This window comes from Streptomyces sp. MUM 203J (genome assembly GCF_022414595.1).
GTDB lineage: Bacteria > Actinomycetota > Actinomycetes > Streptomycetales > Streptomycetaceae > Streptomyces.
In genome coordinates this window covers 121,152-147,293 of the sequence record NZ_JADWYO010000009.1, presented here as the reverse complement: position 1 = coordinate 147,293, position 26,142 = coordinate 121,152, and the positions used below count along the sequence as shown (strand labels likewise).

General features: G+C 73.3%; 21 protein-coding genes. 15 read left to right on the top strand and 6 right to left on the bottom strand.

Translation table 11 applies throughout. The annotated features are described in order from the left end of the window. On the bottom strand, window positions 1-1,833 hold a 1,833-nt coding region (locus I3F58_RS08270), incomplete at its 3' end, for an ABC transporter permease (protein ID WP_240107599.1). Beyond that, the gene (locus I3F58_RS08265) at window positions 1,830-2,303 is read right to left on the bottom strand and encodes a hypothetical protein (RefSeq protein ID WP_240107598.1); all 474 of its coding nucleotides are present in this window, start codon (window positions 2,301-2,303) and stop codon (window positions 1,830-1,832) included. The genes I3F58_RS08265 and I3F58_RS08270, both read right to left, overlap by 4 nt. 112 nt (window positions 2,304-2,415) lie before the next feature. Here I3F58_RS08265 and I3F58_RS08260 point away from each other — a divergent pair, with 112 nt between their 5' ends. The 5 genes from I3F58_RS08260 (at window position 2,416) to I3F58_RS08240 (ending at window position 7,068) form a co-directional block, all read left to right on the top strand. Further along, on the top strand, window positions 2,416-2,970 hold the full coding sequence (locus tag I3F58_RS08260; protein ID WP_240107597.1) for a hypothetical protein: 555 nt from the start codon (window positions 2,416-2,418) through the stop codon (window positions 2,968-2,970). Then, window positions 2,954-4,333: an ABC transporter substrate-binding protein gene (locus I3F58_RS08255; protein ID WP_240107596.1), complete on the top strand. Its 1,380-nt coding sequence runs from the start codon at window positions 2,954-2,956 to the stop codon at window positions 4,331-4,333. Before I3F58_RS08260 ends, I3F58_RS08255 begins: the two co-directional genes overlap by 17 nt. 185 nt (window positions 4,334-4,518) lie before the next feature. Next, a complete protein-coding gene (locus I3F58_RS08250) occupies window positions 4,519-5,808 on the top strand; it encodes a glycosyltransferase family 4 protein (protein WP_240107595.1) in 1,290 nt (429 codons plus the stop codon). Beyond that, the gene (locus I3F58_RS08245) at window positions 5,805-6,605 is read left to right on the top strand and encodes a hypothetical protein (RefSeq protein WP_240107594.1); all 801 of its coding nucleotides are present in this window, start codon (window positions 5,805-5,807) and stop codon (window positions 6,603-6,605) included. Before I3F58_RS08250 ends, I3F58_RS08245 begins: the two co-directional genes overlap by 4 nt. A 253-nt stretch (window positions 6,606-6,858) precedes the next feature. Then, window positions 6,859-7,068, top strand: coding sequence for an I78 family peptidase inhibitor (locus I3F58_RS08240; protein ID WP_240107593.1), 210 nt, complete (start codon window positions 6,859-6,861; stop codon window positions 7,066-7,068). 74 nt (window positions 7,069-7,142) lie between these two features. On the opposite strand, the gene I3F58_RS08235 is transcribed toward I3F58_RS08240, so the two are convergent. Then, window positions 7,143-8,153: a phosphatase PAP2 family protein gene (locus I3F58_RS08235; protein WP_240107592.1), complete on the bottom strand. Its 1,011-nt coding sequence runs from the start codon at window positions 8,151-8,153 to the stop codon at window positions 7,143-7,145. Between the two features lie 442 nt (window positions 8,154-8,595). Here I3F58_RS08235 and I3F58_RS08230 point away from each other — a divergent pair, with 442 nt between their 5' ends. Further along, window positions 8,596-10,356 (top strand): MFS transporter, encoded by a 1,761-nt coding sequence (locus I3F58_RS08230; RefSeq protein ID WP_240107591.1) that lies wholly within the window; start codon window positions 8,596-8,598, stop codon window positions 10,354-10,356. A gap of 82 nt (window positions 10,357-10,438) precedes the next feature. Further along, window positions 10,439-11,641 (top strand): acyl-CoA dehydrogenase family protein, encoded by a 1,203-nt coding sequence (locus I3F58_RS08225; RefSeq protein ID WP_240107590.1) that lies wholly within the window; start codon window positions 10,439-10,441, stop codon window positions 11,639-11,641. Between the two features lie 57 nt (window positions 11,642-11,698). Here I3F58_RS08225 and I3F58_RS08220 read toward each other — a convergent pair whose 3' ends face one another. Beyond that, on the bottom strand, window positions 11,699-12,136 hold the full coding sequence (locus I3F58_RS08220) for a cell division protein SepF (protein WP_240107589.1): 438 nt from the start codon (window positions 12,134-12,136) through the stop codon (window positions 11,699-11,701). A gap of 323 nt (window positions 12,137-12,459) precedes the next feature. Here I3F58_RS08220 and I3F58_RS08215 point away from each other — a divergent pair, with 323 nt between their 5' ends. The 4 genes from I3F58_RS08215 to I3F58_RS08200 all read left to right on the top strand — a co-directional run bounded on the left by I3F58_RS08215 (window position 12,460) and on the right by I3F58_RS08200 (window position 16,053). Then, complete coding sequence (locus I3F58_RS08215) at window positions 12,460-13,638, top strand: DUF5685 family protein (protein ID WP_240107588.1); 1,179 nt, start codon at window positions 12,460-12,462, stop codon at window positions 13,636-13,638. 30 nt (window positions 13,639-13,668) lie between these two features. After that, window positions 13,669-14,469: a DUF1684 domain-containing protein gene (locus I3F58_RS08210; RefSeq protein WP_240107615.1), complete on the top strand. Its 801-nt coding sequence runs from the start codon at window positions 13,669-13,671 to the stop codon at window positions 14,467-14,469. Between the two features lie 156 nt (window positions 14,470-14,625). Continuing rightward, window positions 14,626-15,543, top strand: coding sequence for a S1 family peptidase (locus I3F58_RS08205; protein ID WP_240107587.1), 918 nt, complete (start codon window positions 14,626-14,628; stop codon window positions 15,541-15,543). Between the two features lie 27 nt (window positions 15,544-15,570). After that, window positions 15,571-16,053, top strand: coding sequence for a hypothetical protein (locus I3F58_RS08200; protein ID WP_240107586.1), 483 nt, complete (start codon window positions 15,571-15,573; stop codon window positions 16,051-16,053). 26 nt (window positions 16,054-16,079) lie between these two features. Here I3F58_RS08200 and I3F58_RS08195 read toward each other — a convergent pair whose 3' ends face one another. Beyond that, a complete protein-coding gene (locus I3F58_RS08195; RefSeq protein ID WP_240107614.1) occupies window positions 16,080-16,979 on the bottom strand; it encodes a DUF4231 domain-containing protein in 900 nt (299 codons plus the stop codon). 262 nt (window positions 16,980-17,241) lie between these two features. Here I3F58_RS08195 and fxsA point away from each other — a divergent pair, with 262 nt between their 5' ends. The 4 genes from fxsA to fxsT all read left to right on the top strand — a co-directional run bounded on the left by fxsA (window position 17,242) and on the right by fxsT (window position 25,083). Next, window positions 17,242-17,412 (top strand): FxSxx-COOH cyclophane-containing RiPP peptide, encoded by a 171-nt coding sequence (gene fxsA, locus I3F58_RS08190; RefSeq protein ID WP_240107585.1) that lies wholly within the window; start codon window positions 17,242-17,244, stop codon window positions 17,410-17,412. Between the two features lie 29 nt (window positions 17,413-17,441). Then, window positions 17,442-19,646 (top strand): radical SAM/SPASM protein FxsB, inactivated metallohydrolase extension form, encoded by a 2,205-nt coding sequence (gene fxsB, locus I3F58_RS08185; protein ID WP_240107584.1) that lies wholly within the window; start codon window positions 17,442-17,444, stop codon window positions 19,644-19,646. Window positions 19,647-19,814: 168 nt separating this feature from the next. Further along, on the top strand, window positions 19,815-21,155 hold the full coding sequence (locus I3F58_RS08180; protein ID WP_240107583.1) for a TIR-like protein FxsC: 1,341 nt from the start codon (window positions 19,815-19,817) through the stop codon (window positions 21,153-21,155). After that, a complete protein-coding gene (gene fxsT / locus I3F58_RS08175) occupies window positions 21,139-25,083 on the top strand; it encodes an FxSxx-COOH system tetratricopeptide repeat protein (RefSeq protein ID WP_240107582.1) in 3,945 nt (1,314 codons plus the stop codon). Before I3F58_RS08180 ends, fxsT begins: the two co-directional genes overlap by 17 nt. A gap of 28 nt (window positions 25,084-25,111) precedes the next feature. Here fxsT and I3F58_RS08170 read toward each other — a convergent pair whose 3' ends face one another. After that, entirely contained in the window at window positions 25,112-25,981 is an 870-nt protein-coding gene (locus I3F58_RS08170) for an alpha/beta fold hydrolase (RefSeq protein WP_240107613.1), read from the bottom strand. Window positions 25,982-26,142 lie beyond the last annotated feature (161 nt).

The window sequence follows — 26,142 nt, the reverse complement described above, 5'->3', positions numbered from 1 at the left end:
GCCCGGGGCGGGCGCGGGGCCGGCCGGGCCCCCCGAGCCGCCCCTCAGGAGGCGGGGGGTGCGGAGGAGGGTGGTCAGGGGCGGGACGCGGGCCGTCAGCGCGGCCAGGAGGCCGACCGCCGCCGCGGCCGTGCCGCCACGGGCGCCAGCGTCCAGTCCCACGAGGAGGGCCGCGCCCGCCAGGGGGGCCAGCAGGCTGTCGGCGCCCAGGACCAGGACCGCGGCGAACCACAGCAGGCCCACCACCGGGTCGAACGCCGCCGCGTCGAAGGCCCGCACACCCATGGCCAGCAGTCCGCCGCCCAGCGCCGCCAGCGCCGCGCCCACCACGAACGCCAGCACCTTCAGCCCGGGCACCGGCACCCCTGCCGCCGCCGCGCCCTCCTCGTGGTCCCGCAGCGCGGCCAGCGCCCGCCCCGTACGGCCCCGCCGCAACGCCGCCGCAGCAGCCAGCGCGCCCGCCAGCAGCACCAGTTCCAGCACGTAGAAGCGGCGGTCCGTGGTGAAGCCCGCAGGGCGGACCACCGACAGCCCCGCCGTCGCGTACGGCTGGGCCAGGACGAAGCGGCTCACCACCACCCCCACCGCCAGCGTCACCAGCGCCAGCGCCAGCCCCCGGCGGCGGATCGCCGGCCAGCCCGTCAGCAGCCCCAGCGGTGCCACCAGCACCACCGCCACCGGCAGCGCCACCAGCTCAGGCACCGCGGGGAAGCCCGGCATCCGCCCCGACGCCAGCAGCGCCGTGAACAGCGCCCCCAGTCCCGCGTACGCCGCCTGGCCCAGTGAGATCTGACCGCCCCTCCCCGTCACCACCACGAGTGAAAGCAGCACCACCGCCAGCCCTGGGACCTGCACCGACGTGCGCAGGTCCGAGCCCGCGAACCCCAGCGGGAGCAGGAACAGCACCACCACCGCCGCCCACAGGCCCGGCGGCACCCGCGCCCCCGCCGTGGCGCCCCGCGCCAGCACGTCCCGCGCCCCGGCCCCCACCACCGGGGCCGCGAGTGCCGCCACCAGCAGCGCCACCACGAACAGGTTCGCCCCCAGCGCCTGCACCAGCGGCCCCGCCCACCCGGACGGGTGAAAGCGCGTCAGCTGGGCCTGGGCCACGCCGACCGCCAGCGCTGTCACCACCGCCACCGGCAGGCTCCGCATCCGCGCGGCCACCGCGACCGCGATCACCTCGACCACCAGGAGCGGCATGCCGAACGGGTCCAGACGCACGTACGGCGCCAGCAGCGCCCCCGTCAGCCCCGCCGTGAACGCGCCGAACGCCCACCCCAGCGCCGCCACCCGGTCCGCGTCGATCCCGCCCAGCGTCGCCAGCGCCCTGTTGTCCACCACCGCCCGCAGCTCCCGCCCCAGCCGTGTCCAGCGGGTCACCGCGCCCACCGCGACCGCCACCGCCACGACCACACCGAGCTGTGCCCACGGGTCGTCACCGAGCAGCACCGGCGCGTCCGCCCGTGCCCCGCCGCCCCACACCAGCGTCGCCCCGCCCACGAGCAGGACGAAGACTCCGATCGACGCCACCAGCGTCCGCGCGGGGCCCATCTCCAGCACCGCCGCCGGACGGAACACCACCCGGTCCAGCACCAGCCCGATCCCCGGCGCCACCACCAGCAGCGTCACACCCGCCGCGAGCCACAGCGGCCATGCCTGCTCCACCACCAGATGGCGCAGTACATACGCGCACACCATCGCGATCGCGCCGTGCGCCAGGTTGAGCACGCCCGTCGCCCGGTAGGTGACGATCAGCCCGATGCCGGTGAGCGCCGCCGCGCTGCCGACCGCCAGCCCCGCCAGGACCAGTTCGTACGTCAGCGAACTCACGCGCCGTTCCCGTCGCCGTCCCCGCCCGGTCCCCGGCCGCCGACCCCGTCCCGTGCCTCCGGCTCGCACACCGGGCACGGCTCCAGGCCCGCGCCACCCGCCGGGACCAGCCCGGGCTTACCCGCCACCAGCGGACAGTCCGGGCGGTGGGCGAGCGTGCCTCCCGGCAGCCGCACCGGAGGCTCGGGAGAAGACGGGCGGAATCCGGCCTCAGTCCCCGTCTCCGGGCCCAGCCCCTCCGTGCCCCGCAGCCACCCCTCCCACACACCCGTCACCAGCGCCGCCGTCGTCCACACCGCGCCCGCCACCAGCAGCGCCGCCCCCGGCACCGTGCTCGACGCCAGATACGGGAGCTGCCGTTCCGCGAACCGCTCGCCCGAGGCGCCGTACCAGCCCAGCACGCACAGCACCGCTCCCGCCGCCAGCGCGGTGACCCCGGCCCACCACAGCAGTCGCGACAGTCGCGGCATCCGAACCCCCTTGCTCCTGCGTGGCGCTCCGCTGGCGATACGTCCCGGTTCCTTGCACTATGCCGGGGAACGCACTCTGCCCGCGAAACAACCGACCCCGGTGGTGAGCCAGATGGTCCACAAGAGCCCCGGCAGGCGCCCGCGCACGACAGCGCTGGCGGCCGCGGCGATCTTCCTCCTCGTCCCGCTGGCCACCGCGTGCGGCGACGACAACGGCGACACGACGACCGAGTCCTCCCCGACGCCCACAGCCATCGCTCCGACCACCGCCCGGCCCACCGGCACCGCGTCGGCCGACGCGCCCGCCGATCCCGAGGCCGCGCGCGCCGAGATCGAGAAGAACTGGGCCGACTTCTTCAACCCGGACACGCCGGCCGACGACCGGGTCGCGCTGCTGGAGAACGGCGAACAGCTCCGTCCGGTCCTCACCGCCTTCGCCGCCAACCCCCAGGCCCAGGAGACCACTGCCAAGGTCACCGACGTCACCTTCGAATCGGCCACCCGCGCCGGGGTCACCTACGACCTGATGGTCGGTTCCGCCACGCCGCTGCCCGCCTCCAAGGGCACGTCCGTCCTCCAGGACGACGTCTGGAAGGTCTCCCAGAACACGCTGTGCGCCCTGGTGAAGCTCAGCGGCGATGCCGTGCCGGATGTCCCGGGCTGCTGACCCCGCCCGCCACCGCCGCGCCGCCGCCACCCACCGGGCGGCGGCGCGGACCGCCGTCGCGCGCGTCGCCCTGCTCGCCCTGCTGCCCCTGCTCGCCCTGGGCGCGGCCTGCGGCAGCCGCCTCCCCGAGAGCGACTTCGCCTCCCGCCGCCCCGCCACCGGCACCGCCGACCGGGCGCCGCTGCGTGTCGGCATCATCGCGAGCGCCACCAGTCCCGTCGGCGGTGAGGCGTTCACCGGCCCCCGGGACGGGGCCCTCGCCTACTTCGCCTCCCTCAACGCCTCCGGCGGCCTCGACGGGCGCCCCGTGGAGGTCCTCACCTGTGACGACGGCGGCAGCGGCGTCGGCAACAACACCTGCTTCCGCGAACTCGTCCAGGACCGAGAGGTGTTCGCGCTCGTCGCCACCACGGCCCTCGACTACGCCGCCGCCCCCCGGGTCTCCGAGGCCGGTGTCCCCGACATCGGCGGCCAGCCCATCGGTCCCGCGTACGACACCTACCCGCACCTCTACAGCATCTACGGCAGCTCCGCCCCCCGCACCGGCGCGTCCCCCGGCTGGGACGGCGTCATGTACGGCGGCACCGAGGTGTACCGCTACTTCAAGGAGCGCGAGGGCGCCCGAACGGCCGCGGTCGTCGCGTACAACCAGAGCGCCTCCGCCGCCTACGCCCGCCTCATCACCGAGGGGCTCCGTGCCGAGGGCTACCGGGTCATCGGCGAACAGGTCGACTTCGCGCTGCCCAACTTCCGGGCCGTCGCCGCCGATCTGCGCGCCCAGGGCGCCGACCTCGTGTTCGACGCCCTCGACAGCCACGGCAATGCCCGGCTCTGCGAGGCCATGGACGCGGTCGGCGCCACGGTCACCGCCAAGGTCACCAACGTGCAGAACTGGAACTCGGCCGTCCCCCGCGACTACCGATCCGCTCCCCGCTGCCGCAACGCCCTGTGGGTCACGGGCTCCAGCCGCAACTTCGACGAGACGTCCCACCCCGCGGTACGGGAGTTCCGCGAGGCCATGGACACCCATATGGGGGACGTGTCCCTGCGCTCCCAGTGGCAGCTGGAGGGCTGGGCCGCCGCCATGTGGTTCACCGACGCCGCCCGCTCCTGCCCCGCTGACGACCTGACCCGTGAGTGTGTCGAGCGGTTCATGAACCGCGACGAGCCCTACACCGCCGGGGGACTGCTGCTGCCTGCCCGCTTCCGGCACCTTCCCGAACCCCCCAGGACCTCCCGCGCCTGCCTGTCCGTGGCCCGCTGGAGCGATACCGGCACGGGCGGAGCCGGCGGGGGCTGGGTCAGTCAGGGAGAGATGACGGAGAACTGCGCCACAGTCCCGCAACTGGGCTACCGGCCGTGACAACCCGAAGTGCCCGATCCGCATCTCACAGGGGAGAACCGTCGTCCCGGACGGCTGATCCCGTGTCAGAAGCGGTCGGCCGACCGTCAGAAACGGCTGTGATCGCGCAGTACAGTCCATCTCCGACCAGCACTTTTCCTGCACCATTCTGCGCAGGGCTTTCCTCAGGGGGACGCGGCGACGCGATGCGTATTTCCTTTCTGCTCCACAACGCGTACGGCATCGGGGGCACGATCCGTACCACCTTCAACCTCGCCCGGGCACTCGCGGACCGCCACGACGTCGAGATCGTCTCCGTGTTCCGGCACCGCGAGGCCCCCACCCTCGGCGCCCCCCGCGGGGTCACCCTGCGGCACCTGGTCGACCTGCGGAAGGGGAGCCCCTCGTACGACGGCGACCACCCCGACCACCGGCGGCCCGCCAAGGCGTTCCCGCGCGGCGACGGCCGCTGGAAGCAGTACAGCCGCCTCACCGACGCCCGGATCGCCGAGCACCTGAGGACCGTGGACGCGGACGTCGTCGTCGGCACCCGGCCAGGGCTCAACGTCCACATAGCCCGCCAGACCCGCAAGGGTCCCGTCCGCGTCGGCCAGGAACACCTCACGCTCGACGGGCACGGCTACCGGCTCCGCCGCGAGCTGGGCTTCCGCTACCCGCTGCTCGACGCCGTCACCACGGTCACCGAGGCCGACGCCCGCGCCTACCGCGACCGGCTCAAGCTGCCCGGCGTACGGATCGAGGCCGTGCCCAACAGCGTGCCCGCGCCCACCGTTCCCCCCGCCGACGGGAGCGCCAAGGTGGTCGTGGCCGCCGGGCGGCTCACCGGTGTCAAGCGGTACGACCTGCTGGTCGAGGCGTTCGCGAAGGTCGTCGCCGCCCGTCCCGACTGGCGGCTGCGGATCTACGGGTCCGGTGACGCCACCGGCAACGAGAAGAACGCCCTGCGCGCGCTCATCGAGCGGCACGGGCTGCACAACCATGTGTTCCTGATGGGCCCCGCCAACCCTCTCGAACCCGAATGGGTCAAGGGTTCCGTCGCCGCGGTCACCTCCCGGCTGGAGTCCTTCGGCATGACCATCGTGGAGGCCATGCGCTGCGGGCTGCCGGTGGTCTCCACCGACTGTCCGCACGGCCCCGGCGAGATCATCGAGGACGGCGTGGACGGACGGCTCGTCCCCGTCGGGGACGTGGAGGCCATCGCGGACGCCCTGCTCGGGCTCATCCAGGACGACGCGCTGCGGTGCCGTGCCGGACGGGCCGCGCTCACCGCCTCGGAGCGCTTCGACCCGGCCCGGGTAGCCCGGCGCCACGAAGCCCTCTTCACCGAACTGGCCGCACAGAGCACGGGCGCGGCCGTCCGGGGCCGCGGTCCCGCCCACGACCTCCTCCACCGGGCCCGGGGCGCCGTGCTCGACGCGGTCTACTCCGTCCGCTACCTGGCCGCCGACACCCTCCGGAAGGGAAAGCGCGCATGACCGAGCCCACGGGCGCCCGCCGCATCGCTCCACGCGCCGACTGCGTCGCGGACTCCGCCGGCGGCATCACCTTCGACGTCGTGGACGCCGACGTCACCGAACCCGTCCTCGTCCTGCGGCTGCGCGGCTCCGACCCGGTGGTGGAGACCCGGCTGCCGCTCACCCCCGCCGGAGAGGGCCATTCCCGGGCCGTGCTGCCCAGCACCGTCGAGCTGGCCGAGGGCCGCTGGGACGCCTACATCGGGAAGCACGCCGTCGAACCCGGCATCCGGGACGTCAGGGCCCTCGTCGGCCGGGTCCACGGGCCGAGCGCCCCCGTCGCCACCCGCATCCCGTACCCCACCGCCGACGGGCGGCTCGCCGTCCGCATCTGGGTGCGCGCCCCGCACGCCGAGGCCGGGGACCTCTCCTTCGGGACCGCCGACTGCCGGGTGACAGGGACGCTGTACGGGGCGCGGCTCGGGCCCGGTGCGGTGGCGGAGGCACGGCACGCGGGGAAGGTCCACGAGCTGCCCGTCGAGGGCGGGGGAGGGGACGAGGCGTCCGGCGAGGGCGGCACCTTCGCGTTCACCGTCCCGTACGGGCCGCTCGCCTCCGGCACCGTCGGGAGAGAGCGGCTCTGGCAGCTCTGGCTGCGTCCCGAGCAGGGTGCCCCCGCCGTCCGCGTGGCCCGGATCCTCGACGACATCTGGGACCGCAAGAACGTCTTCGTGTACCCCGAGCACCAGGGCGACGGCTACCGCGCGGCCCCCTGTTACACCGCCGACAACGACCTGTGCGTCCGCGTCCGGCCGTGACCTGAAGAAACGGTTCCGGATATGTGGGAATGGTGCGGGAAGGTGCGCCCCGTACATGCTCGAAAGCATACGGTTGAATCCGTACGGGCGAATTTCCGGGGTTCTCCGAATGAATGCTTCGCGCGCCTTCGTGACCCCTTGGGGGACGCCGTTATTTTCCGCTCCCACGGCCGCGTTCCTTTGTGACACAGATGTGACACGGCCCCCGCCGGGGGATGGCGGTACTGGTGTACGGATGCGTACGGTGAAGGGCATGGGATCCCTGCCGCCGGAACAGCCCGAGGACGCACCCGACACGTATGTCGGGCTCGACGAGCACGAGGCCGGGCGGCGTGCCCGCGCCCGGGGCTGGACGACCGTCCGGGCGCTGCCGCCCGGCAGCATCATCACGCTGGAGTACCTGGCGGGCCGGATCAACTTCGAGGTGCGCGACGGCACCGTCGTCCGCTGCTGGCCGGGCTGACCGCGTCACGGGAAGCGCCGGGGCGCGGCCGGAATCCGGCCGCGCCCCGGCGCATTGCGGTGGCTCCGCCCGCTTCAGCCGCTCGTGATCGGCCGCGACCGGGGCGGGCGGCGACTGCCCCCGGGGCTCACGGGCGCCCGTTCGGAGCGCAGGGCGGCATGGGTGCGCGGCTGCGAGAGTGTCGTGCGGATGCTCGCCGCCGCGGGAGCGGTCGCGGGCGCCGCGGGAGCGGGTGACGTGGGCGCCGCCGGCTGCTGCTGCCGCTGTACGGCGGGCAGCGGCCCCACCGGCACGGCCCGGCAATCGCGGGCGAGCACCGGCGTGGCCGGCAGGGGCGCCAGAACCCGGGCCCGGCGGCGTGCCCGGATCCGGTCGCGGGCACTCAGCAGCTTCGCCTCGGCGCGGGCCAGCAGAGGCTCGCACCACGGCAGCGCCAGCAGGACGAGCAGCCCCGCCGCCCAGCCCAGCAGGACATCGCTCAGCCAGTGCGTACCGAGGTAGACGGTGGTGAGACCGACCCCCAGCGCCACCACGGCGGACAGCGCCGACAGCCAGCGGCGGGCGACCGGCGTCGTGGCCAGATAGGAGAGAATGCCCCAGGTCACGACGGCGTTGGCGGTGTGTCCCGACGGAAATATATCCCCGCCCGCGAACATCTCGGCCGAGCCGATCTGTGTCGCGTAGTGAGGGCCGAGACGGCCGAGGCCCAGTTTGACGGAGCCGACCGTCACGTTCAGCAGCAGCAGTGCTATGGCCAGGACCAGCAGCGGACGCAGGGTGTGCTGGCGGTAGGACCGCCAGCCGAGCCAGCCCGCCACCATCAGGGACGTCGGACCGCGCTGGCCGAGCACCACGAAGTAGTCCAGCGGAGCGTGCAGCTCCGGCCACTGCTGGTAGGGCCGGAACAGCATGACCTTCCAGTCGACGAGCACCAGCCAGGTCGAGGCCAGAACGGCCGCGACGATGGCGGCATAGAACACGGCCGTCCCGCCGAAGAGGGCGAGACGGGTGCGGCTCATCCGCGGGATCTCAATCTTCGGCGGTTCCGGCTCCCGGTCGAGCCGGGCAAAGATGTCGGTACGCACCCAATCGACGTTACAGGGAGTGAGTGTCCGACCCGGTCGATCAGGTCTCTTTGTGATGACGATGTGATGTGGAGTGGGTCTCGGCGCCTGTTTATCCGATGCTTATCCATAAAACCTTTCGACTGTGCTTCCTAATGCCGTAAGGGCTGCGTCCATGCGTTCTTCGCCGGGTCCGCGAAATGTGTGCGCCGGGTGTGCGCCGTGGAATTCACCCCCGCGCCCCGGCGCTGCGGGCCCGGGCGTCCCTCACGTACCGGGCGGCCCACGCGTGGCGTACGCCACACCTGTCCGCGTGTCCCGGTGAGAGATCGGCCACCCATCCCGCGTCGCACGTCACGTAGGCTGACGGTTCGCTCGCAGTCGATGCCGGGCAGCCCCGAGGGACGTCCCCTCCCCGGCGGCGGCGCCCGCCGAGCGCGAGAGATCCACGGGAGGTACGTACATGTCGGGAACGACCACGGCCGGAGCGCGTCCGCGTGTCGCCGGCGGCGGTGTCAACCGCTGGGTCGTCCTGGTCGTCCTCTGTGTGAGCCTGCTGCTGGTCGCGCTCGACGCGACCGTCCTCCATGTCGCCGTGCCCGCGGTCACCGAGGACCTGCGGCCCAGCGCCACCGGACTGCTGTGGATCGTCGACGCCTACCCCCTGGTCTGTGCCTCGCTGCTGATCCTGTTCGGCACGCTCGGGGACCGGGTGGGGCGGCGGCGGATCCTGCTGTGCGGCTACGCCCTGTTCGGCGTGGCGTCCGCGATGGCCGCGATGGCCGACACGCAGGTGGTGCTGATCGTCGCCCGGGCGCTGCTCGGCGTCGGCGGGGCGATGATCATGCCGGCCACGCTGTCCATCCTTCGGGCGGTCTTCCCCGACCGGCGCGAGCGGGCCACCGCGATCGGCATCTGGACCGCCGTCGCCGCCGTCGGCGCCGCGACCGGACCGGTCGTCGGCGGCTTCCTGGTCGAGCACTTCTGGTGGGGCTCGGTCTTCATCGTGAACCTGCCGCTGCTGGCCGTCATCGTGCCCGCGGGCCGCTGGCTGCTGCCCGAGTCGAAGGGCAGCGGCGACGGCCCGTGGGACGTCGTCGGCGCACTCATGGCGGCGGCCGGTGTCCTCGGCGTGGTCCTCGGCGTCAAACGGCTCGGCGCGGGCTCCGAGGGCCTCGGCCTCGCGACGCTCGGCCCGCTGTTCGCCGGCGTGACCCTGCTGGTCCTCTTCGTGCGGCGGCAGCGGCGCCGCGAGCACCCGCTCATCGACATGCGGATGTTCTCGCGCGCCGCGTTCACCACTGCCGTCGGCTGCATCGTGCTGGCCATGCTGGCACTGGTCGGGCTGGAACTCATCGCCGTCCAGTACCTCCAGCTGGTGCTCGGCCTCAGCCCGGTCGAGACCGGACTGCGCCTGCTGCCGCTGACCTTCGCCGCGATGGCCGCCGGGGCCGCGGGCTCGGCCGTGCTGAGCCGCCTCGGCCCGCGCCGCATGGTCGGCGGCGGGTTCACCCTCACCGCGGGCGCCGTGCTGCTCCTCCTCCTCATGGGCCAGCACGACCGGCCGCTGCTGCTCACCGCCGGGTTCGTGCTGCTCGGCTTCGGGCTCCAGAGCACGCTGTTCGGGGCCTACGAGTCGATGCTCAGCGAGGCCCCCGCGGAGTGCGCGGGCGGTGCCGCCGCGATCGGTGAGACCTCCTACCAGCTCGGCGCCGGTATGGGCATCGCCCTGCTCGGCAGCGTCATGAACGCCGTGTACGCGCCCGGCCTCAGCGGAGTGCCCGGGGTGCCCGCGAGTGCGGCCTCCGCGGCGGCGCACTCCCTGGGTGAGGCCTACCAGGTGGCCGCCCGGCTCGGCGGAGCGGCGGGCGAGGCCCTGCACACCGCCGCCCGGCACGCCTTCGTGCACGGCCTGCACGTCACGCTCCTGGTCAGCGCCGGACTGCTGCTCGCCGGTGCGGTCATGGCCCTGCGGCTGCCCCGTGTCATGGACGTTCCGGCGGACCTGGCCGAGGGCCGCGAGGGCGCGCCGGGCGACCACGGCATCCCGCAGCAGGCCGGGGGGCCCACCGCCCTCCCCGTGTCACTGGGCGTTCCGGAGGCGGCCCCGCGGCTCGCCGAGGACGAGCGGGCGCGGCAGCACGAGGTGTGCCAGGCACGGATGTCCGCCAGGCGCGCCCCGGCCGAGCACGCCGCATCGGGATCTGGACGCACGGCACACTGAGCCGTAACGTCGGCGCCGCTGTGACTACCACCGGTAGTTTCACACCACCCGTATCCAGGTTGGCCAGCCGTCGGAGGCCCGCATGACCGCACCCGCCCAGCCCTCGAAACGCCCGGCGTTCGACCCGGGCGACCCCCTCGGCCTCGACGAGCTGCTCGACCCCGAGGACCTCGCCGTCCGCGACACCGTGCGCACCTGGGCGGCCGACCGCGTCCTGCCGCACGTCTCCGAGTGGTACGAGAGCGGCGAGCTGCCCGGCATCCGCGAGCTGGCCCGCGAGCTCGGCTCCATCGGCGCGCTCGGTATGTCCCTGGAGGGCTACGGCTGCGCAGGCGCGAGCGCCGTCCAGTACGGGCTCGCCTGCCTGGAGCTGGAGGCCGCCGACTCCGGAATCCGCTCCCTGGTGTCCGTGCAGGGTTCGCTCGCCATGTACGCGATCTGGAAGTACGGCTCCGAGGAGCAGAAGCAGCGCTGGCTTCCGTCCATGGCGGCGGGCGAGACCATCGGCTGCTTCGGCCTCACCGAGCCCGACATCGGCTCCGACCCGGCAGCCCTGCGCACCTACGCGAAGCGGGACGGCACCGACTGGGTCCTCAACGGCCGCAAGATGTGGATCACCAACGGCTCGGTGGCCGGGGTGGCCGTGGTCTGGGCGCAGACCGACGAGGGCATGCGCGGCTTCGCCGTACCCACCGGCACGCCGGGCTTCACGGCCCCCGAGATCAAGCACAAGTGGTCCCTGCGGGCCAGCGTCACCAGCGAGCTGGTGATGGACGACGTGCGACTGCCCGCCGACGCCGTCCTGCCCGGAGTCACCGGGCTGAAGGGCCCGCTCAGCTGCCTCTCGCACGCCCGGTACGGCATCGTGTGGGGCGCCATGGGCGCCGCGCGCTCCTGCTTCGAGGCGGCGGTCGACTACGCGAAGAGCCGGGAGCAGTTCGGCCGCCCCATCGGCGGTTTCCAGCTCACCCAGGCGAAGCTCGCGGACATGGCGGTCGAGCTGCACAAGGGCATCCTGCTGGCCCACCACCTGGGGCGCCGGATGGACGCGGGGCGGCTGCGCCCCGAGCAGGTCAGCTTCGGCAAGCTGAACAACGTACGGGAGGCGATCGAGATCTGCCGCACCTCGCGGACGATCCTCGGGGCCAACGGGATCTCCCTGGAGTACCCCGTCATGCGGCACGCCACGAACCTGGAGTCGGTGCTCACGTACGAGGGAACGGTCGAGATGCACCAGCTGGTGCTGGGCAAGGCGCTCACCGGACTCGACGCCTTCCGGGGGTGATCCGGAAGGCCGCCCGGCGCCGCCGGGCTCCGGTCGGCCCGGCCGGAGCCCGGCCGGTCAGCTCTGGTTGAAGAAGCCGTCGGCGGTGCGGCCCCCGGGCTCCCCCGTGATGATCCGCGTGTCCGCGGGCGTCAGCAGGAAGACCCGGGTGGCCACCCGCTCGATCGAGCCGCGCAGCCCGAAGGTCAGCCCGGCCGCGAAGTCGACGACCCGCTTGGCGTCGTCGGGCTCCATGGACGTCAGGTTGACGATGACCGGGACCCCGTCGCGGAACAGCTCGCCGATCGCCCGTGCGTCACGAAAGCCGTCCGGGGACACCGTGGCGATCCGGCGTCCCTCCTCCTGTGCGGCTTCGGAGGCGACCCGGACACGGGGGTCGGTCACCCAGGTGTCGCCGCTGTCCGAACCCTCGGCGTACTCGTCGTCGTAGTAGCGCTCGTCGTTGTTGTCCTCGACGAGTCCGAGCCATGCACTCGCCCTGCGCACCGATCCCATGGACGCCTCCTTTCAACACGGTTGAACACGGTCACTCGTGGTCCGCGTCTCTATGGTCGTCCATGATGCGGATTCCGCGCCAAGTGGATAGGAGCCGCGCGAGCGATTCGTGACGCTACTGGTGCAGCGGATGTGGCGGTACGTCAGGATTCCTCCTGCGTAGGGGGCCTGAGCGCCCGAATGCGGGCCCGCTTTGTCACGCAAATATGACATTCAGACTGTTCGGTCCGTATGGGTGAGGGTGGGATCGTACGGGTGAACGCCCGCGGCGGCTAGCATGCCCGCCGGGGGAGCAGCGGACACGCGGGGTACGGGGGACACCTTTGTTCGGCATCGTCAGGCCGTGCGCACACCGGCTCACCGACGGCCTCAAGGCGGAGTGGACGGCCCACCTGTGCGGCCTCTGCCTGGCCCTGCGCGCGGACCACGGGCAGTTCGCCCGGGTCGCCACCAACTACGACGGGCTCGTCATCTCCGTCCTGACGGAGGCTCAGGTCCCGCGCACTCCCGACGCCCGGCGTACCGCGGGCCCCTGTCCGCTGCGTGCGATGCGCACCGCGCCGGTCGTCCGCGGACAGGGTGCCCGGCTCGCGGCGGCGGTCTCCCTGGTGCTGGCGTCCGCGAAGGTGCGGGACCATGTGGCCGACCGGGACGGGCTGCTGGCCCGCCGCCCGGTGGCCGCGGCGGCACGGCGGGTGGCCCGCCGGTGGGACCGTGCGGGTGATCGCGCCGGACGGGAGCTGGGCTTCGACACGGCCGTGCTGCTGGACGCGGTGGACCGGCAGGCCGGGGTCGAGGCGCTCGCAGGGCCCGGTACGCCGCTGGTCGCCGTCACCGAGCCGACCGAGACGGCCACGGCGGCGGCGTTCGCCCACACCGCGGTGCTGGCGGGGAGTCCGCACCACATGGGGCCGCTCGCGGAGGCCGGACGGCTCTTCGGGCGGCTCGCCCACCTGCTGGACGCGGTGGAGGACCTGGACGCGGACCGGGCGGCAGGGGCCTGGAACCCGTTGGCGGCCACCGGTACGCCCCTGCCCGAGGCGCGGCGCCTGGCCGATGAAGCCGTGTACGGGGTGCGGCTCGCGCTGCGGGACGTCGGCTTCGCCGACGGACGGCTGGCCCACCGGCTGCTGGCCCACGAACTGGGGCGGTCGGTGGACCGGGCGTTCGGGACGGTGACGTGCGGGCACGGGGGCGGGCGTCAGGGTCTGCCGGTGATGCCGCCGGACACCGGGATGCCGCACGGGCCGGACGGCGGCCGGGGGGACACTCCGCGTCGGCCGCCGCGCGGCCTCCTGGCAGGGTGCGGGGCGTTCGCGCTGCTGTGCTGTACCTGCCGGTACTGCTGTGCCGCCGAGTACGACGACCCCTGCACCGGCAAGCGCAAGGAAGGCTGGTGCCGACGGCCGGACCGGTGCGAGGACTGCTGTGACGGGTGCGAGTGCTGCGGCGAGAACTGCTCCTGCGACGGCTGCGGCTGCGATTGCGGGTGTAGCTGCTGACGCCGTCGTACCGTGTCCGGCATGTCTGGTATGAGTACTCATCAGCAGAGCGGCCCGGAGCGGGAGTGGAAGCGCTGGCACGAGTGGCGGACCGGCCAGGTCTCCGACCCGCACGGGCCGCTCTCCCTCGCCGGCACCCACTGGCTGCCGGAGCACCCCGACGGCCGTCTCCCCGCCGTGCCGGGGGTGTGGCGGGACGACGGCGACGCGGTCCTGCTGACCGCCCGCCCCGAGGACGGCATCCGGCTCGACGGAGAACCCTTCACGGGAGAGACCCGGCTCGCCGCGGACCGCGCCCCCGTCCCCGGGGCCCGGGTCGCCGCCGGAGACCGGCGGCTCTTCGTGATGCACCGCGAGGGGGAGTGGGCGGTCAGGGACTTCGACCCCGGCACCCCGGCGCGGCGCTTCTTCACGGGCATCCAGGTCACCCCGTACGACCCGCGCTGGGTCCGCCCGGGCGTGTTTCACCCGTACGAGGAGGTCCGCGCGATCCGGGTGGAGAACGCCGACGGGCGGGAGCGCGGGCTGCACCTGTCCGGGGAGCTGGCCTTCACGCTGGAGGGAACCGGGCACACTCTGCAGGTGGTCCAGGAGGACGACGACTCCCTGTGGGCGGTCTTCGCGGACGCCACCAGCGGGCAGGACAGCTACCGGTTCCGCTTTCTGCGCCCCGGCCGACCCGCGCCCGACGGCGGGGTGACCGTGGACTTCAACCGGGCACTGCTGCCGCCGTGCGCCTTCGCCGCGCACTTCATCTGTCCGTTCCCGCCGCCCGGCAACACCCTGCCGGTCGCCGTGACCGCCGGGGAACGGCAGGTCCTGGCGGGCTGACGGCCCGTCGGTTCCCGTGACGGGCCCTCTTGCGTGGGAAGTTGAGCGCGCCAATACTGCCCGAGCAGCGCTTGCCGGGGCGCGGACCGCCCCGGCTGCGCCTCACGGGCCCGGCCCCCCACGGCGGGCCCCCGATTCCCCTCGGGAGGAAGCGAAGTGAGGATCAAGCGCACCACCCCTCGTGACGGCGTCACCAGACGGAGCAGCCTGAGCCGGCTGCTCGCCGTCGCGACCGCCGGACTGGCGGCCGCCGCCGTCGTCACCGCACCCGCCACCCACGCGAACGCGGACACCACCCGTACGTACGGCGCCGAGCAGCTCTCCGCCGCGAGCGCAGCCGTCCTCGCGGCGGACGTGGCCGGCACCGCCTGGCACACCGACCCCGCGACCGGGACCGTCGTCGTCACCGCAGACGCCACCGTCTCCGGCACCGACATAGCCCGCCTCAAGCGGGCCGCCGGAGCCGACGCGGGAGCCCTGCGCATCGAGCGCACCACCGGGACGTTCCGCCCGCTGCTCTCCGGCGGCGACGCCGTCTACGCCGACAGCTGGCGCTGCTCACTGGGCTTCAACGTCCGCAAGGGCAGCACGTACTACCTCCTCACCGCCGGGCACTGCACCGAGGGCGCGGGCACCTGGTACACCAGCTCGGGGCGGACCACCGCCATCGGCCCCACGGTCGGCTCCCGCTTCCCCGGCAAGGACCACGGTCTCGTCCGGTACGACAACGGCTCGCTGTCCCACCCGGGCACCGTCGGCAGCACCGACATCACCGGTGCCGCCAAGGCGTACGTCGGCATGCCGGTCAAGCGCAGCGGCTCCACCACCGGTACCCACAGCGGCACGGTCACCGGGCTCAACGCCACGGTCAACTACGGGGGCGGCGACATCGTCCGGGGCATGATCCGCACCAACGTGTGCGCCGAACCCGGCGACAGCGGCGGACCGCTGTACTCCGGCAGCATGGCCGTCGGCCTCACGTCCGGCGGCAGCGGCAACTGCCGCACCGGGGGCACGACGTTCTACCAGCCGGTCACCGCGGCGCTGAAGGCGTACCGGGTGAGCATCTACTGACCGTACGGGTCCAGGGGGCGTGGGCGGATGAAGCGGATCGGCGTGACGGGTCACCGGGTCATTCCCGACGAGCTGCACGCCCACGTGTACGCCGCGGTGCACGCCGTGTTCGACGCACACCGCGGCGGGCCCCTGGAGGCCCTGTCCGGTCTGGCCGCGGGTGCGGACACGGTGTTCGCGGACATCGCGCTGGCCGAGGGCGCGGAGCTGACGGCGGTGGTGCCGAGCGGGGACTACGAGGACGACTTCACGGAGCCGGACTCGCTGGCCCGCTACCGCGCGCTGCGGGACCGGGCGACACGGGAGGTGCGGCTGCCGTACGCCCGGGCGACCCCCGAGGCGTACCACGCGGCCGGGGTGTACATCGCGGACAACTGCGACCGTCTGCTGGCGGTCTGGGACGGGCGCCCGGCACGGGGTCTCGGCGGGACGGGCGACATCGTCCGGTACGCCCGCGGGCTGGGGCGCCCGGTGACGGTGATCTGGCGGGAGGGGGTGCGGCGGCCGTGAGCCGGCCGGCTCGGCCTGCGGGGCCCCTACGCCCGGTGCTGGATCAGCCAGTCCGTGTGCTGGGGCGAGACCACGCGCTCCGTCTCGTACACGGCGGTGGGCCAGTCAGTCTCCGTCACATGGGTCTCCATGGCCGTGTGCAGCGCAGCCAGGTCCTGCTCGACGAGGGCGTGGGCGGCGATCAGGGGCTGATGGCTGCGGCTCTGGCTCCAGGCGACGGAGGCCGCCGCCGCGGCTGTCAGCAGCGCCGCCGCCAGGGGCGATCCACCCACCGAGAACGCCCGCAGCAGCCCCAGCAGCAGCGCCCCGAGCGTCAGCGCGGCGGTCGTCGCGGACCACAGGGCGGTCGCGTGGCGGGACACCACCTGACGCCGGTGATACCAGGTGCGCTGCTCGATCAGCCGGTCCCGGACATACGTCTCCTTCCGTACCCGGAACGGTTTCTCGCGCAGCATCCGCATGGCCGGGGTGATGAGTTCGAGCCCCGCCGACTTCTCCGCCTCGCGCGGGTCCTGCCAGCCCACCTTCCGCAGTTCGGCCAGTCCGTCCTCCAGCCGGGCCACGAAGAGACGGTCCGCGTCCGCCGCGTCCGTGGTGAAGGGCGCCCCGTGCACCGCGTACCGCCAGGACATCGACTTGATGAACTCCGCCGCCGACCGGTTCAGCCGCCACTGGGCCTTCGGCCGCCGCCGCGCCGCGCGGTACGTGACCAGCAGCACCCCCGCATACGCCGACGCGCTCAGCGCTCCGGCCAGTTGGAAGCCCCCGCTCAGCCTCAGGCCGCCGGGGACCGCCGCCAGCAGCGCCCCCAGCACCAGCAGGAACAGCTGGAGCCGTGTGGCCTGCACGGCCTCCCGCTGGCGTGTGACGGCCAGCTCGTCGGCGCGGTGGAACAGCGCCGGAAGGTCCGCGTTGCGGAACACCATGCTCTGAAGCGGGCCGTCATATCCGGCCATGCGCACCCCCGCCTGCGGTTGATCCGACACTCGTCGCACTCGTCTACGGAATGGCTCGTTCCGGTGGATCGGGGAATACTGGCTCAGCGCTTTCCGGTTTCCTGCGATGCGCTGATGTGCTGTGAGGTGGCCACGAGAGTAAAGTCGTCCCGCCGCCACCGCAACGGTGCGGTTTCCCCCAGTCCGACCCGGATCACCACCGATCGACCCATATCCCTCAAGGACGGCCGCCGTGAGCGTTCAGACTCCTGTGACCTTCGCCGCCGCGAAGCCGAACCGTGTGCCGCTGGCCGAGATCGACGTACGGAGCGCCGACGCCGCCAGGAAGCTCGGCCGCGTCCTGCCCGCCCCCGAGGGCGCTCTCCGCCGCCCGCGTCCGGCCACCTTCAACTCCGCACTCTGACACCGTTCCCGGACGGACGGGCTGACGGGATGACCGGAGATCCGGCGCCGCCCGCCCCCTTCCGCGAGGTCGTCCTCAAGGTCCACAGCCGCTGTGATCTCGCCTGCGATCACTGCTACGTCTACGAACACGCCGACCAGAGCTGGCGGACCCGCCCCCGGACCATCACCGACGAGGCGCTCACCTGGACGGCCCGGCGACTGGCCGAGCACGTCGCCACGCACGGACTCCCCTCCATGACAGTGATCCTGCACGGAGGGGAACCCCTGCTGGCCGGCCCCGCCCGGCTCCGCCGCATCTGCGCCGAGCTGACCACCGCCCTGGCCCCGCTCACCTCCCTCGACCTGCGGATCCACACCAACGGCCTCCAGCTCGGCCCCCGCCACCTCGACGTCTTCGACGCCTTCGGTGTCCGGGTCGGTGTCTCCCTCGACGGCGACCGCGCCGCCAACGACCGGCACCGTCGCTTCGCCGACGGCCGCAGCAGCCACCCCCTCGTCCTGCGCGCCGTCGAACTGCTCCACAGCGAGCGCTACCGCCACCTCGACCTCGGCCTGCTGTGCACCATCGACCTCGCCAACGACCCGGTCGCCGTGTATGACGCGCTCACCGCGCTCGACCCGCCCCGCATCGACTTCCTGCTGCCGCACGCCACCTGGGAGCACCCCCCGGACCGGCCCGGGGGCGGGCCGCCCGCTCCGTACGCCGACTGGATCCTGGCCGCCTTCGACCGCTGGAACAGCCGGGGCCGCCCCGTTCCCGTACGGCTCTTCGAGTCCGTGCTGTCCACTCTGGACGGCGGCCCCAGCCTCACCGAGTCCCTCGGTCTCGCCCCCACCGACCTCGTCGTCATCGAGACCGACGGCACCCTCGAACAGGCCGACTCCCTCAAGGCCGCCTACGACGGCGCCCCCGCGACCGGCTTCGACGTGTTGCGCCACTCCCTCGACGAGGTCGCCGCCCACCCGGGCATCCGCGCCCGTCGCCTCGGGCTCGACGGGGTCAGCGCCACCTGCCGCCGCTGCCCCGTGGTCCGCTCCTGCGGCGGCGGCCTCTACACCCACCGCCACCGCACCGCCAACGGCTTCGACAACCCGTCCGTCTACTGCCCCGACCTGGAGAGCCTCGTGCGCGGCATCGAGGACCGGACCGCCGCCGCTCTCGCCGCACCCGCCGTCACCGACCCCGAAGCCCTCGCCGCCGCGCAGCTCGACCTGACCCGGGTCCTCCTCGCCCGGCTGAACAGCGAGCTGACCGAGCGCGGCGACGACGGCTGGTCCGGACTCTGGGAACTGGCGGGAACCATCGAACGCCTCCGGCCCGAGGCCCTCGACGAGATCCTCGCCCACCCTTACACCCGCGCCTTCCTCCTCCGCTGTCTGGACCGCCGCCACGAGGACGACGGGTCCGGCCTCGCCTCCACCGCCCGGCAGTTCGCCCGCCACCTCGCCGCCGCCGCCGTGCGGGGCGGGCTCGACCTCCCCGTGCCCCTCTTCTGGCCCGGCCGCCTCCTCTCCCTGCCCACCCTCGGCGCCCTGCGCCCCCTGGCCCCCGGCCGCCTGGAGCTGCGCGCCACCGGCGACGGCGGCTTCCTCGTGCGGAGTGAGGGCGGCGAGCAGCGCGTCGAGCGGCCCGCGGAGCGCGGCCACCCCGGGTGGTTCCCGGCTCGGCGGCTCGGCGGGTTCGTGCTCGACGACCACGACGGGTGCCGCGCCTGCTACGGCGTGCCCGTCGCCGGCCCGCTCGACGGGCGGCGCGCCGCCGACTGGACCGGGCGTCTCGGCCGGGCCCTGGACCTCGTCCGGGCCGCCACCCCCGACGACCCGGCGCTCACCACCGTCACCCCGCTCACCGGCACCGGGCCCGCCGCGAGCCGGGAGGCCCCCGGCGCGGTCGGCGTCCCCTTCGACGGCACCCCCGAGCAGCTCGCCCGTGCCTTCGTGCGGGGCCGCCGCCGCGCCCGGCTGCTCGCCCTGACCGGCGTCACCGACCTGTACGCCCTGGACGGCGCCTGGACCCACTCCGGCCCCTGGCGCGGCACGCCCGTCCCGGTCTCGGAACTGCTCTCCGAGACGTACGAGCGGGCCGGTCTCGCGGCATACGAACCCGGCCACGCCGACGGGCTGCGACGGGCACTCGACCTGCTGGACAAAGCACCCGAACTCACCGTCAGCGGCCGTCTCCTCGTCTCCGAGCTGCGGAAGGAGACGGAAGGAGAGGGAAGGAGACCGTGAGGGGCAGCCGGTGAGGATGACCGAAACCGGACCGTGAACGCCCGGACTCCGTGAAGCGTCCCGCCAACACCGGTCCGTCATGATGAAGGAACTCGTATCCTTCCTAACCCGCATCCGTATCGCGGGAGTTCGTGTACACCGCAGTGCTCACAGCAGGACGGGGGTCGTGTGCACGCGTCACCGGCACAGCGAGCGGCCGACCATCGGCCGTACTTCTTCCTCAGCTACGCGCACACACCGCGCTACGAGAGAGGCGGCCCCGACCCCGACATGTGGGTCGAGCGGCTCTTCCGCGACCTGTGCGAGCACGTGATGGCGATCACCGACTTACCCCGGGGTGCCCCGGCCGGTTTCATGGACCGGGAGATACGCTCCGGCGAGGGCTGGTCGGAGCGTCTCGCGGACGTGCTGGCCACCTGCCGGGTCTTCGTCCCGCTCTTCTCCCCCCGCTACTTCGCCAGCCAGATGTGCGGCAAGGAGTGGTACGCCTTCGCTCAGCGGGCCATCTACCACGAGGCCGTCCACGACGAGTCCGCCGAGGCCATCGTCCCCGCCCTCTGGGTGCCCGTCCCGCCCGAACAGCTGCCCGTCCCCGCCGAGCGCCTCCAGTTCAACCACCGCGACTTCGGCGACCGTTACGTCACCGACGGACTCTACGGACTCATCAAGCTCCGGATCTTCGAGCGACAGTACGAACAGGCCGTCTACGAGCTGGCCAAACGCATCGTCCATGTCGCGGACACCACCCGGCTCGGCCCCGGCCGCCCCGTCGACTACCGCCAGGCCCCCAGCGCCTTCGGCCCCCCGGCCGTCGGCCCCCGCCCGGGCCCCCGCCCCCTCCAGGTCACCGTCGCCGCCCCCACCCGGCACGACCTCCCCGAGGGCCGCGACCCCGCCTACTACGGTGACCACCCGCAGGACTGGAACCCCTACCATCCCGACATCGCCCGCCCCCTCGCCCATGTCGCGGAAGAACTCACCCGCTCCCTCAACTACCAGGCCACCGTCGCCTCCTTCGACCACGAGGCGCACCTCCCGCACGACGCCAAGACGCCCCCGGCCCGGCCCGAGATCCTGCTCGTCGACCGCTGGGCCCTCCAGGACGAGGAACGCTGCCGACAGCTCGCCGCCTTCGACGCCGGGGACCGGCCCTGGGTGAGCGTCGTCGTCCCCTGGAACCGCGCCGACCCGCAGAGCCGTGCCGCCGAGGCCGACCTCACCGAGAAGCTGGAGGCGACCATGCCCGTCACCATGGGGCAGGGCCGCGCCGCCAGCCGCGCCGCCGCCCGGGGCGTCCCCAGCATGGAGGCGTTCGGGCAGATCCTGCCGCAGATCGTCGAGGCCGCCGCCCAGCAGTACCTGCGCCGTGCCGCCGTCTACCCGCCCGCCCCGGCGGGCGGCACGCCCACCGCGCGGCCCCGGCTGCGCGGCCCCCTCCCGAACGAGTTCACCCCCCGAAGCAGCCCGTTCGCGCCCGATGCGGAGGACCCGGATGACCACCCGTCGTGATGGACGCATCGTCACCTTCTACTCCTACAAGGGGGGGACGGGGCGGACGATGGCGCTGGCCAACACGGCCTGGATCCTCGCCGCCAACGGCAAGCGGGTGCTGGCCGTCGACTGGGACCTCGAAGCGCCCGGCCTGCACCGCTTCTTCCATCCGTTCCTCGACCCCTCCACCCTCGGCGCCACCACCGGGGTCATCGACCTCATCACCGAATACGCCTGGGCCGCCACCAACCCCGTCCAGCGGCCCGACGACTGGCACCGCGACTACGCCCGCGTCCAGCCGCACGCCGTCTCCCTCGCCCCCGAACCCTTCGGCTGGCAGTTCCCCGACGGCGGCACCCTCGACTTCATGTCGGCGGGCCGCCAGAACCGCGACTACTCGGCGGCCGTCTCCGCCTTCGACTGGGACAACTTCTACGACCGGCTCGGCGGCGGCCACTTCTTCGACGCCCTGCGCGAGGACATGAAGGCCCACTACGACTACGTCCTCATCGACAGCCGCACCGGCCTCAGCGACATCGCGGACATCTGCACCGTCCACCTGCCCGACGTCCTCGTCGACTGCTTCACCCTCAGCGACCAGTCCATGGACGGTGCCGCCGCCGTGGCCCGCCAGATCGACGAGCGGTACGGCGGCCGGGGCATCCGGGTGCTGCCCGTCCCCATGCGCATCGACGAGGGCGAGAAGGAGAAGGCCGACGCCGGGCGCGCCCTGGCCCGTCTCAAGTTCGACGGGTTCCCCTCCGGGCTCACCGGCGAGGAGCTGGCCGCCTACTGGGGCGCCGTCGAGATCCCGTACCGGCCCTACTACGCGTACGAGGAGACGCTCGCCACCTTCGGCGACGACGCCGGGATCGCCAACTCGCTGCTGTCCGCCTTCGAACGGCTCGCCGCCGTCGTCACCGACCGCCGGGTCACCGCCATGCCCGGCGTCGACGAGGACGTACGGCTCCGGATCAGGGACGCCTTCACCCGGCGCCGCCCGGCGCTGCCCACGGACCTGTTCCTGTCGTACGTGGCGGAGAACCGCATGTGGGCGGACTGGATCGAGTCGGTGCTGACGCGCGCCGGGTTCCGGGTGATCCCGCGTGACGTCTCGGCCGAGCCCACTGCCGAACCCCCCGCTTCCCACGGTGAGGCCGACAGCACCGCCCGGACCGTCGTGCTGCTGTCCAGTGCCTACCTGAAGTCCCAGCGGGCCGTGGCCTTCTGGCGCCGCTCCACCGCGGAGGAGGCCGGGTCCCCGGGCAGCGGGCGCCGCCATCTGCTGCCGCTGCGCGTCGGGGACGTACGGCTCACCGCCCCGTACATCGAGCGCAACCCCGTCGACCTGTTCCGGCTCGACGAGGTGCACGCCACCGCCGCCCTGCTGCGTGCCCTGGACCGCCCCGTGAAGCTCGGGGACGCCGTCGCCTCGCCCGGGCCGCGCTTCCCCGGGACCGTCCCCAGGATCTGGAACGCCCCGCCCCGCAACCCCGGCTTCACCGGCAGGTCCGCCGTGCTGGAACGGATGCGGGACCAGCTCGGCGCCGGTCTCGCCGTCGTCCTGCCGCAGCCGCAGACCCTGTACGGGCTCGGCGGCGTCGGCAAGACCCAGGTCGCCCTGGAGTACGTGCACCGGTTCATGGCCGACTACGACCTGGTGTGGTGGGTCTCCGCCGAGCAGCCCGACGACGTGATCGCCTCCCTCGCGGAACTCGCCGTGCGGCTGGGGGCGCAGGCCGGGGAGGACATGGCCGCCGCCTCTCAGGAGGCCGTCGAGCTGCTGCGGCGCGGGGTGCCGTCCAGCCGCTGGCTGCTGGTCTTCGACAACGCCGACGACCCCGAGCAGCTCAGACGGTACTTCCCGGCGGGCGGGCACATCCTCGTCACCTCCCGCAACCAGGCCTGGTCCAGCCACGGAGACGCGCTGCCCGTCGACGTGTTCCTGCGCGAGGAGTCCGTCGAGCACCTCCAGCGGCGGGCGCGCGGGCTCAGCGACCAGGACGCCGACCGGGTCGCGGAGGCCGTCGGGGACCTGCCGATCGCCGTCGAGCAGGCCGCCGCCTGGATCGCGGAGACCGCCACGCCCGTCTCCGACTACCTGGACGAGCTGGAACAGGCAACCGCCAGCACCCTCGCCCTCAACCAGCCGGCCGGCTACCCGCAGCCCGTCGCCGCCACCTGGAACGTGTCCATCGAACGGCTCAGAGAACGTTCACCGGCGGCCGTCCGCCTCCTCCAGCTGTGCGCGTTCTTCGCGCCCGAGCCGATCCACGCGAACCTCCTGTACAGCAAGGAGATGATCCGCGCGCTCCAGCCGTACGACCCCTCCCTCCAGGAGAAGCTGGTGCTGGGACGGGTCATCCGGGAGATCGGCCGCTTCGCCCTCGCCAAGGTCGACCAGGTGTCCAACTCCATCCAGGTGCACCGGCTGGTGCAGGCCGTGATCCGGGCCCAGCTCACCGAGGAGGAGCGGCAGGAGGCCCGGCACGCCGTGCACCGGGTGCTCGCCGGGGCCCGCCCCGACGACGACGAGCCCATCGACAACCCCCAGACCTGGCCCCGCTTCGCCACGATCTGGCCGCACCTCGCGACTTCCGACGCCCGCACCTGCGAGGAGCCCGAGACCCGGCGGCTGCTCATCGACCGGGTGCGGTACCTGTGGAAGCGTGGCGACCTCCAGTCCGCGTGGACGCTCGGCAGCGAACTGCGCGGGCTGTGGCGGGACATGCTGGGGGACGACGACATCCAGTACCTGTACCTGCGCTTCCACCTCTCCAACATCCTGCGCTCACAAGGGCGTTACGTCGAGGCGCACGAGCTGGACGCGGTCACGCTGGAACGCCAGAAGGCGGTCCTCGGCCCCTCCCACCCGCACACCTACATGACGACCAGCGGCCTGGCCATGGACCTCGGCACGCTCGGCCACTACGGAACCGCCATGGAGCTGGCCACCGAGGCACACGAGGGCTTCCAGCAGATCTTCCACGAGTCCCACCCGCGCACCCTGGCCGCCGCCAACAACCTGGCGCTCAACCTGCGGATGGTGGGGCAGTACGCCCGGGCGCGGGAGATCGACCAGGACGTCTTCGACCGCCGTACGGAGGTGCTGGGACCCGGCCATCCGTACACGCTGTCGTCGGCCACGTCCCTGTCGCGGGACCTGCGGGAGGTGGGGCGGTACGAGGACTCGGTGACGCTGCTGAGCCGTACGTACGCCCTGTACAAGGAGAAGCTGGGCCCGACCTTCCCCGGCACGCTGGCCGCGGCCAAGAGCCTGGCCGTGTCGCTGCGGCGGGCCGGCCGGCTGGAGGACGCCCGGCGTCTCACCACCGCGACCCGGGGCCGCTACCGCGCCAAGTACACCTCCGCCAACCCGGACTCGCTGGCCTGCGACCTGAACCTGGCGGCCGACCTGTACGCGGCGGGGGAGCCGGTCGCCGCGCGGGACCTGGCGCAGGAGGTGTCCGACCAGTACATGAAGGTCCCGGGGGAGCGGCACCCGTACACTCTGGCCGCCCTGAACAACCTGGGCATCTACCAGTGGGGCTGCGGGGCGCCGGAGGTGGCCGAGCGGCTGCTGACGGCCGCGCTGCGGACGATGCGGGAGGTGCTGGGAGAGCGGCACCCGCACGCCCTGTTCTGCACGGTGAACCTCGCGAACGCCAAGGCGGACCTGGGGGAACTGGACGAGACCCTGTCCATCGAGCGCCGCACGGTCGCCGCGCTGCGGGAGAGCCTGGGGGCCGGGCATCCGGAGGTCCTGGCCGTGGCGTCCAACATGTCGGTCACCCTCGGCATGCTGGGACGACGCGCGGAGGCGGCGCGGCTCCGCGCGGAGACCTCGGCGGAACTGGCCCGCCTGCTGGGGCCCGAGCACCCGCTGACGCGGGTGGCGCTGGACGAGCGGCGTGTCCACCGCGACGTGGAGCCGCTGGCGGTGTGACGGGCTTCCCCGCCCCTCCGGACAGGCCCTATCCCTCCGCCAGCAGCCACGTCAGGACGCGCGGGAGCGCGTGGAGCGCGTCGAAGTGGGCCGCGGCCGGTTCCAGGACGGCCGTCGCGTGAGGGATGCGGGCGGCCAGCCAGCGGGAGTGGGAGGGCGGGGAGAACACGTCCTGTTCGCCGTGCCACAGCAGGACCTCGCCCGGGATGTCCGCCGGGTCGAAACCCCAGGGGCTGCAGAAGGCCAGCGCGTCGTCGATCCAGCCGTACGGTGATCTCCGCAGCGCCTCCTGGTAGTTGCGCAGCAGCATGGACCGGACGCCCGCGTCCTTGACGACCAGGCGGTCCGGCGCGGTGAGTTCGCGCCGCAGGTCCTCCAGGAGCTGGACCGGGTTCGCTCGGATCGCCTCGGCGCGCGGGGTGAGCCGGGCGGCCACACCCTCCGGGTCACGCGTGGCCACCTGGTACTCGCGGACGTTGTGCGGGGTCATCCCCGCGAACCAGTCGAGCCCGTCCGCGTCCCGGGGTGCCAGCGTCACCAGGGTCGCCGCCCGGGTCACCCGCTCCGGCAGCAGCGCCGCGCAGGCCAGCGCGTGCGGGGCGCCGCCTGAGCGGCCCACCACCGCGAACCGGTCCAGCCCCAGTGCGTCGGCGATCGCTGTGACGTCCTGGACCACGTCCGCGACGCTCCGGCCGGGCAGCCGGTCGGAGCCCCCGTACCCGGGTCTGTCGTACGCGATGAGCTGCGTTCCCCTCTGGTAGAGCACCATGCCGCGGGGAGCGGGCCCGAGCCTGCTGCCGGGGGTGCCGTGCATCAGGATGACCGGGCGGCCCCGGGGGTCCCCCAGGCGCTCCACCGTCAGATGCCGTCCGTCCGTCGTGCGCACCCGCCGTCGCACCTTCGCGCCTCCTTCGCCCGCCGCCACTTGATGATGACCCATCAGGTTCTGTTAAGGAATGGAAAGATTTTAAGACAGGTCTAGACCTCACGGGCTGCCCAAGTTCCCGTCGCACGCGGTGTTCGCAGTCGGAACCGACCAGTGGTGACCCGGGGTAGTGC